We start from the raw sequence: 8,359 nt of genomic DNA, 5'->3' as shown, positions 1-8,359 counted from the left end.
CGTTAGAACGCGCCGACTCGGCGGGGGTTGGGTCAGCGGAGGGCGGCGGTGGCGGCTGCGAGCGCGGTGACGCGGTCCCAGTCGCCGGCGGCGAGGGCGTCGGCGGGGGTGAGCCAGGAGCCGCCGACGCAGCCGACGTTGCGGAGGCTGAGGTAGCTCGGGGCGGTGGCGAGCGAGATGCCGCCGGTGGGGCAGAAGCGCGCGTCGGGGAGCACGGACGGCAGCGAGCCCAGGTACTTGGCGCCGCCGGAGGCCTCGGCCGGGAAGAACTTCATCGCGGTGTGGCCGGTCTCGAGCACCGCGAGGGCCTCGGAGACGGTGGCGGTGCCGGGCAGGAACGGCAGGCCGGTGTCGCGCATCGCGCCGAGCAGCGTCGGGGTCGCACCCGGCGAGACCAGGAACTGGGCGCCGGCCGCGGCGGCCTCTTTGGCGAGCACGGGAGTGGTCACCGTGCCGGCGCCGATCAGAACCTCCGGCACCTCCTCGGCGATGGCCCGGATGGCGTCGAGCGCCACCGGCGTACGCAGCGTCAGCTCGACCATCGGCACGCCACCCTCGGCGAGCGCGCGAGCCACGGGCACCGCGTGGTCGACATCCTCGATCACGACGACCGGGATCACCGGGGAGAGGTCGAGCAGGTCGGCGGAGGTGAGGTCAGACATGGACGGGGGTCTCCTGAGGCATCGGGCTCTGCTGGTTGGGAGCGAAGGTGAAGACGGAGGCGCCGGTGTCGGCTGAGCCGACGGTGGCACGGAAGGCGGCGAAGAGCTCACGGCCGGTGCCGCGCCACTCGGCGTCGAGCGGAGCACGACCGGTGGCCGGACGGTGCGCGAACTCGTCGGCGTCGACCCCGATCGTCAGCGTGCCGGCGACGGCGTCGACGGTGATCAGGTCGCCGTCCTGCACGCGAGCGAGCGGTCCGCCGAGCGCGGCCTCGGGGGTGAGGTGGATGGCGGCGGGCACCTTCCCCGACGCGCCGGACATCCGGCCGTCGGTGACGATGGCGACGTGCTGGCCGCGGTCCTGCATCACGCCGAGCGCCGGGGTGAGCTTGTGCAGCTCGGGCATGCCGTTGGCTGCTGGGCCCTGGTAGCGGATCACCGCGACGAAGTCGCGGCCGTCGAGGCGCTTCTCGGAGAAGGCGGTGAGGAAGTCGGCCTGGTCGTCGAAGACGACCGCCGGCGCGGACACCACCCGGTGCTCCGGCGCGACCGCCGAGGTCTTGATGACGGCGGTGCCGAGCTCGCCGGTCAGGACCCGCAGGCCACCGTCGGGCGAGAAGGGATCCGAAGCCGGGCGCAGCACGTCGAGGTCGCCGGAGACCGGGGCGCCCTCGACCAGCTCGATCTCGCCGTCGCGGGTGAGCCGCGACTCCTGGGTGTAGGCCGAGAGCCCCGGCCCGAGGATCGTGGTGACGTCCTCGTGGAGCAGTCCGGCCTCGAGCAGCGTGCGGATCAGGAAGCTGACACCGCCGGCCGCGTGGAAGTGGTTCACGTCGGCGGAGCCGTTGGGGTACATCCGGGTGAGCAGCGGGACGACCGGCGACAGGTCGGAGATGTCGGACCAGGTCAGCTGGATCCCGGCGGCGCGAGCGATCGCGACCAGGTGGAGGGTGTGGTTGGTCGAGCCGCCCGAGGCGAGCAGCGCGACGCAGGCGTTGATGATCGCCTTCTCGTCGACCAGCTCGCCGATGCCCGGGCCGCCGCTGAGCGCCAGCTCGGTGGCACGTGCGGCGGCGGCGCGGTTGAGCGCGGCCCGCAGCAGGGTGTCCGGCGACGCGAACGAGGAGCCGGGCAGGTGCAGCCCGAGCACCTCCATCAGCAGCTGGTTGGAGTTCGCGGTGCCGTAGAACGTGCAGGTGCCGCGGGAGTGGTAGCTGGCGGCCTCGGCCTCGAGGAGCTCCTCGCGGGTGGCCTCACCCGCTGCGTACCGCTGCCGGACGCGGGCCTTCTCCTTGTTGGGAAGGCCGGAGGACATCGGGCCCGCGGGCACGAAGACGGTCGGCAGGTGACCGAACGAGAGGGCCCCGATCAGGAGGCCGGGCACGATCTTGTCGCACACCCCGAGCATCAGCGCGGCGTCGAACATGTCGTGCGAGAGGGCGATCCCGGCCGACATCGCGATCACGTCGCGGGAGAAGAGGGAGACCTGCATCCCGTCGCGACCCTGGGTGATGCCGTCGCACATCGCGGGTACGCCGCCGGCGACCTGGGCCAGCCCGCCGGCCCGCATGACCGCGGCCTTGAGCAGCGGCGGGTAGGTCTCGTAGGGGGCGTGTGCGGAGAGCATGTCGTTGTAGGAGGTCACGATCGCGACGTTGGGCTTCGCGCCGGGGTTGATGACCTTGAGCTCGGCCTTCGCCGGGGCGGTGGAGGCCGCGAAGCCGTGGGCCAGGTTGCTGCACGCGAGCCGGCCTCGGGCCGGCCCGGTCGCCCGGGCGGACGCGATGCGGGCCAGGTAGTCGGCCCGCGTGGCCGCGGACCGCTCGATGAGACGGGCGGTGACGTCAGCGACGGTGGGGGATACGGCGGTCACGGGTCCTCCAAAAGACAGTGTGCTTTGGCACACCTTGACACGATCTTTGGATCGATACAAGTAAATCTTTGGTACACGAAAGACATAAGGGGCGTACGCTTCACCCCATGCCCGAGATGACAACCGCCGCCGACATCCTCGCTCTGGTGCGCTCCGGGCGCGCCCTGACCCGCAGCGATCTGCAGAAGACGACCGGCCTGTCGCGTACGGCTGTGGTCTCCCGGGTCTCGGCGCTCGTCGACGCAGGGCTGATCCTGACCGGGGAGGAGCTCGCCTCCACCGGCGGCCGCCCGCCGGGCTCGCTGAGCTTCAACGCCGACGCCGGGGTCGTCCTGGCCGTGGCCATCGGGCGCTCGCGCAGCCAGCTCGCCGTCTTCGACCTCGATGGCCGCGAGCTCGCCGGCGACACCCGTGACCACGAGGTCGGCATCGCCGCCGACGACCTCATGCCCGACGTGACCGACCGGCTCGAGCGGCTCCTGGAGGGCATCGAGCCGCCCGTGCTCGGCGTCGGGATGAGTCTGCCGGGCGTCGTCGACCCCGTCCGCCTGGTCTCGGTCGACTCACCGGTGATGCGTGGCTGGGACGGCGTCGCGCTCGACCCCTACTTCGACCGGCTCACCGACGGGCCACTGGTGCTCGTCAACGACACCGACGCACTGGCCACCGCGGAGCTCTTCGGCAGCGGGCTGCACCCGCACGACGCGCTCGTCGTGAAGGCGTCGACCGGCCTCGGGCTCGCGGTTATCGCCGACGGCCGGGTGCTGCGCGGCCACGCCGGCGCCGTCGGCGAGATCGGCCACACCCGGGTCGAGTCCGCCGGCGAGCGCCCGTGCCGATGCGGAGCCACCGGGTGCCTGGAGACGGTGGCCGCCGGCTGGGCGCTGACCCAGGGCCTGGTCGACTCCGGCGTCTCCGCGGGACACATCCGCGACCTGGTCGCCGCCGCGCTCGCGGGCGACGCCATCGCCCGCGGCCTGCTGCGCGAGGCCGGCCGCCAGCTCGGCGAGGTGCTGGCGATCGCGATCAACCTGCTCAACCCCGAGGTCGTCGTCATCGGCGGCGACATGGCCGGTGCCTTCGACCTCTACACCGCGGGCGTACGCGAGACCGTCTACTCCCGCTCGACCGCCCTGGCCACCCGCGACCTGACCTTCGTCCCCTCCACCCACGCCGACTCCACCGGCATGGTCGGCTGTGCCGCGGTCGTCATCAACCATCTGCTCTCCCCCGAGCGCCTCGACGCCCAGTTGGGTCAGGACGCGGCGACGGTGAAGGCGGCCTCCACCTCGGCATAGACCGTGATGTCGTCGGGGTCGAAGGCCAGGTCCGGTGCAGCCTGGTCCGCGCCCCACGCCTTACCGGCCTGCTCCGACATCGCCATCGGCGCCGACGCGTACGCCACCTCGTGACTGACGCCGACGTCGTTGATGCTCCGGACGACGACCGGGCCGAGGTCGAGCGCATCGGCGTAGTCCTGTGCGCGCACCTTGGCCTGACGCACCGCCTCCTGACGTACGTCACGCTCGACCTTCAGCCGGCTCTCCTTGGTCAGCTGCCAGGAGACGTGGTCGACGCGGAGACCCTCGTTGCCCGCGGTGCGGCCGACCCATGTCGCCAGCGCCTCGAAGTCGACGAACTCCGCCCAGAGACCGACCGTGGCACGGTGCACCAGCGGCAGCTGCTTGCCGTCCTTGTGCCAAGGGCGCTCGGCCGACGTGCGCGCCCGCTGGATGACGAGCCTCTTGATCGCGCCCTCCAGCTCGAGTCGCTCGAGCTCCGTGCGCGCGCCGTGCAGCCCACGCCGCAGCTGCTCCATCACCGGCTCCGGCGCGGGACCGTCGAACCGGACCTCGGCGGATACCACCCCTCGCTCCGGCGCCACCTCGACAGCGTGCGACCCGCGCACCTTGATCAGGATTTCGCTCATATCAGGAAACGTACGCCCGACGTCCTATCCTCACCACGTGAACGCATCCAGCCGCCTGCGCCAGATGACCGGACGCGACCCGCACGAGGAGCATCGGGCCGCGACTCCCTTGGAGCTGCTCTTCGACCTCACCTTCGTCGTGGCTTTCGGCGTGAGCGGCAACGAGCTGGCCCATCAGCTCGCGGAGGGTCACGTCCTGGCGGGGATCGTGGCGTTCTGCTTCGCCTCGTTCGCGATCTGCTGGGCGTGGATCAACTACTCCTGGATGGCCTCGGCCTACGACACCGACGACTGGGCGTTCCGGCTGCTCACGATGGTGCAGATGGTCGGCGTGATCATCATGGCCCTCGGCCTGCCGGAGATGTTCGAGAGCGTCCACGAGGGCGACCGGCTCCACAACGAGCTCATGATCGCCGGGTACGTCGTGATGCGGGTCGCGCTCTGCGGTCAGTGGCTGCGCGCCTGGCGCCAGGATCCGGCCCGTCGCGGCGCCCACCGGGTCTACCTCGTCTCCGTCCTCAGCGCGCAGGTGCTCTGGTGCGTCATCGCCATCCTGCCGCTGAGCGTGACGGTCGCGTTCGCGGCGATGATGGTGCCCCTGGTGATCGAGCTGGTCGGACCGTTCATCGCCGAGCGCCGCTTCGGCGGCACTCCCTGGCACGCCGACCACATCGCCGAGCGCTATGGCCTCCTGACGATCATCACCCTCGGCGAGGGCGTGATCGGCACCGTCGCGGTGATGTCCGCGATCGTCCACGAGCCGGAGCTGGGCTGGAGCCTCGACGCGATCCTCCTGCTCGCCGCCGGCATCGGCCTGACGTTCGGTCAGTGGTGGACCTACTTCACGATCCCCTGGGCCACCATGCTCGAGCGGCACCGCGATCGTTCGTTCCTGTGGGGCTACGGACACATCCTGATCTTCGCCGCGATCGCGGCGACCGGCGCCGGCCTCCACGTGGCGGCCTACCTGATCGAGCACAAGTCGGAGCTCGGCGCGGTCGGCACGGTTCTCTCCGTGGCCATCCCCGTCGGGGCGTACGCCTTGGTCCTCTACCTCCTCTACAACCTGTTCATGCACGTGATCGACCCGTTCCACATCCTCCTGGTCGTCCTCACCGCCGCCGTGCTCGTCGCGAGCGTCGTGATGGCGGCCGCGGGCGTGCCGGTGGCCTGGTGCCTCGTGGTCGTGGCGCTGGCGCCGGTGGTCACGATCGTCGGCTACGAGGCCGTCGGTCACCGTCACATGGTCGACCACCTCGAGGCGCTCTGAGCGCGACACGCGTTCGCCTCACCACGCTCGAGGCTGCTCGCTGCTTAACTTTGACCACCCGCCCCCACGGCCCCTCTCCCTGCAACAGATCGGACCGTCGTGGACGTGGTTCTCATCCTGCTCGAGCTCGCGGTCGTCATCCTCGCGATCCTGATGGGGACGAGGTCGAGCGGTGTCGGCCTCGGCCTGTGGGGCGGCCTCGGTGTCGCCGTGCTCGTGTTCGTCTTCCAGCTACCCGCCGGATCGATCCCGACCTCGGCGATCATCATCGTCCTCTCCGTGGTGGTGTCCGCCTCGATGATGCAGCAGGCCGGCGGCATCGACTGGATGGTCACGGTCGCCGCCAAGGCGATCCAGAAGAACCCGAAGATGATCACCTTGGTGGCGCCGCTGATCTCGTTCCTCTTCTCGGTCGGCGCCGGGACGTCCAACATCCTCTACCCGCTGCTGCCGGTGATCCAGGACGTCTCCTACTCCAACGGGATCCGGCCCTCGCGCCCGCTGTCCCTCTCGGTCGTGGCCACCGGCGTGGCCCTCGCCTGCAGCCCGGTCTCGGCGGCGATGGCCGCGATGATCGGGTTCACCAGCGCGTACGGCTTCGAGATGATCAACATCATCATGGTGACCCTGCCGGCCGCCATCATCGGCATCGTCCTGTCCGCGATCGTGGTCAACCGCCTCGGCAAGGACATCAAGGACGACCCGGAGATCCAGGCGAAGATCGCCGCCGGCGAGATCCCCGCCCCGGGCAACGCCACCGGTGAGAGGTCCAAGGACCCCTCGACCACGCTGCCGGAGGCGACCACAGCCGGCCGCAACGCCGCGCTGATCTTCTTCAGCGGTGTGCTGCTGATCGTCTTCTTCGGTCTCTTCGCCGACCTTCGTCCGCCCTTCGGCGCCGAGACCCGCCTCGAGATGAACGACCTCATCCCGATGATCATGTTCGTGGTCGGCACCGTGATCATCCTGGTCTCGAAGCCCAAGGTGAGCGAGGTGCCGACGACCTCGGTCTTCAAGGCCGGCATGGTCTCGGCGATCGCGCTCCTCGGCCTGGCCTGGCTCACCAGCACCTTCATCGATGCCCATACCGACCTCATCAGCGAGGGCATCGGCGATCTCGTCGCGCAGGCACCCTGGATCTTCGCGCTCGCCGTGTTCGTCGTCTGCGTGCTCACCACGAGCCAGTCGACCGCGACCAACACCGCCGTGCCGATCGCGCTGAGCGCCGGCATGCCGCTGGGCCTGCTCTCCGGCATGTGGGCCGGCGCGTTCGCAGGCATCTACCTGCTGCCCACCAACGGCTCGCAGATCGCCGCCGCCAACTTCGACACCTCAGGCAGCACCAAGCTCGGCACCAAGCTCATCGACCACTCGTTCGCGCTGCCCTCGATCATCCTCGCCGTGACGACGATCATCGCCGGGTCGGTGATCGGAACCGTGGTCGACGTCTTCTAGGAACCGGAGCGGTAGTCGGCCCAGGCCCGCTTGCACGCCTGCGCGACCCGATCGACCTGCTCGGGGTCGGCCGCCGGCCAGTCGGTGCCGGGCCGCTGGATCTGGGCCGTCGCTCGCTCCCCGAGCAGGAACTCCCGCAGGAACTCGGCCTGCACCGCGTCGGTGACGATTCCGCTGCCGGGATGAGCGGCGTGGAAGTCGGCGAACCGGGCCCGAGCCGCGACGATCTCCTGGCTGCCGAGGTAGGGCTGATTGAGCAGTACGTCATCCGCAACCGCCACCTCGAAACCACGACGGTGCGCCTCGGCGAGAGCACGCAGGCGGGCGGGGGCCATGGTCGGCCGGTCGTCGTCGCCGCGCGACTCCCCCTCGGCGTCGCCGCGGTTGGAGAGCGCGACGACCGCAGGGAGCCGGTCCTTCGGATCCCGGGCGACGACGACCGCACCCTCCGGCGTGGTCGTGGTGTTCATGGTGTCGTGGAAGGAGAGGGTGGTGACCCGGCCACCGTTGTCCGATGCGCGCTCCAGCATGCGGTCGAGGAGCGCGTCCCGGGTCCGTTCGTAGACTCCGAGACCCTGCTCGGCGACACGGGCGAAGTCCTCGCACAGCCGGGTGAGACCGTCGGCGTCGCCCGGGACGTCGAGGATCGGGAAGAACGAGAAGGTGACCGGCCGGATCGCGTCGACGCCGGACAGGTCGACGCGCTGCCAGCGTCCGGCCGCCGCCACCCGGTCCAGGGCTTCGCGCAGCGTGGCGACCACGTCGGCGGGCTTGGCCCGGTTGGGGTCGCGCACCATGCGCGGGTGCGGGTTGATCACGGCCACGACCCGTGGGTCGATCTGCGCCCAGCGGCGCACGATCGCGGCCGTGGTGCAGTCGGTGAAGTCGTGCTGCAGGCGCTTGGTCAGCTCCGGCGCCAGGTAGGGCGCGAGCTCGGCCGGGATCGCCGCTCCGGCGTGCGGCGCGCTCACCAGGAGGTCGGCCTCGGTGAGCGCTTCCTCGAGCGTACGCCGTCCTCGATCCGCCCAGACGGTGATCTCCTCGGCCGTGAACACCGTGCCGGCTGGGATCAGAGTCGGGGCAGATGCGCTCATGGAGCCGAAGTTAGCTCAGAGACGAATCAGGAGTCGTACGACGCGCAGCAGCGCAAACGTACGACTCCTGAAGCG

At 70.5% G+C, this 8,359-nt stretch carries 7 protein-coding genes; 3 read left to right on the top strand and 4 right to left on the bottom strand.

What is annotated here, in order from left to right; genetic code table 11:
• Positions 1-32: 32 nt before the first annotated feature.
• Positions 33-662, bottom strand: a complete 630-nt coding sequence (gene eda / locus ACFU7D_RS13670) for a bifunctional 4-hydroxy-2-oxoglutarate aldolase/2-dehydro-3-deoxy-phosphogluconate aldolase (protein WP_378867827.1) — start codon at positions 660-662, stop codon at positions 33-35.
• A complete protein-coding gene (gene edd / locus ACFU7D_RS13665; protein ID WP_378867825.1) occupies positions 655-2,535 on the bottom strand; it encodes a phosphogluconate dehydratase in 1,881 nt (626 codons plus the stop codon). Before edd ends, eda begins: the two co-directional genes overlap by 8 nt.
• 107 nt (positions 2,536-2,642) lie before the next feature.
• On the opposite strand from edd, the gene ACFU7D_RS13660 reads away from it, so the two are divergent.
• Positions 2,643-3,833 (top strand): ROK family protein, encoded by a 1,191-nt coding sequence (locus tag ACFU7D_RS13660; RefSeq protein ID WP_378867823.1) that lies wholly within the window; start codon positions 2,643-2,645, stop codon positions 3,831-3,833.
• On the opposite strand, the gene ACFU7D_RS13655 is transcribed toward ACFU7D_RS13660, so the two are convergent.
• Positions 3,791-4,465, bottom strand: coding sequence for an SIMPL domain-containing protein (locus tag ACFU7D_RS13655; protein ID WP_378867821.1), 675 nt, complete (start codon positions 4,463-4,465; stop codon positions 3,791-3,793). The genes ACFU7D_RS13660 and ACFU7D_RS13655 overlap by 43 nt on opposite strands.
• A 37-nt stretch (positions 4,466-4,502) precedes the next feature.
• Between ACFU7D_RS13655 and ACFU7D_RS13650 the strand changes: the two genes are divergently transcribed.
• Positions 4,503-5,735, top strand: a complete 1,233-nt coding sequence (locus ACFU7D_RS13650; protein ID WP_378867819.1) for a low temperature requirement protein A — start codon at positions 4,503-4,505, stop codon at positions 5,733-5,735.
• A 105-nt stretch (positions 5,736-5,840) separates the two neighbouring features.
• Positions 5,841-7,190, top strand: a complete 1,350-nt coding sequence (locus ACFU7D_RS13645; RefSeq protein ID WP_378867817.1) for an anaerobic C4-dicarboxylate transporter family protein — start codon at positions 5,841-5,843, stop codon at positions 7,188-7,190.
• Here ACFU7D_RS13645 and ACFU7D_RS13640 read toward each other — a convergent pair.
• Positions 7,187-8,284 (bottom strand): N-formylglutamate amidohydrolase, encoded by a 1,098-nt coding sequence (locus ACFU7D_RS13640; protein ID WP_378867814.1) that lies wholly within the window; start codon positions 8,282-8,284, stop codon positions 7,187-7,189. The genes ACFU7D_RS13645 and ACFU7D_RS13640 overlap by 4 nt on opposite strands.
• Positions 8,285-8,359: the final 75 nt, after the last annotated feature.

The sequence above is a fragment of the Nocardioides sp. NPDC057577 genome (genome assembly GCF_042801335.1).
Classification (GTDB): Bacteria; Actinomycetota; Actinomycetes; order Propionibacteriales; family Nocardioidaceae; genus Nocardioides.
This window is presented reverse-complemented; position numbering and strand designations above follow the sequence as displayed.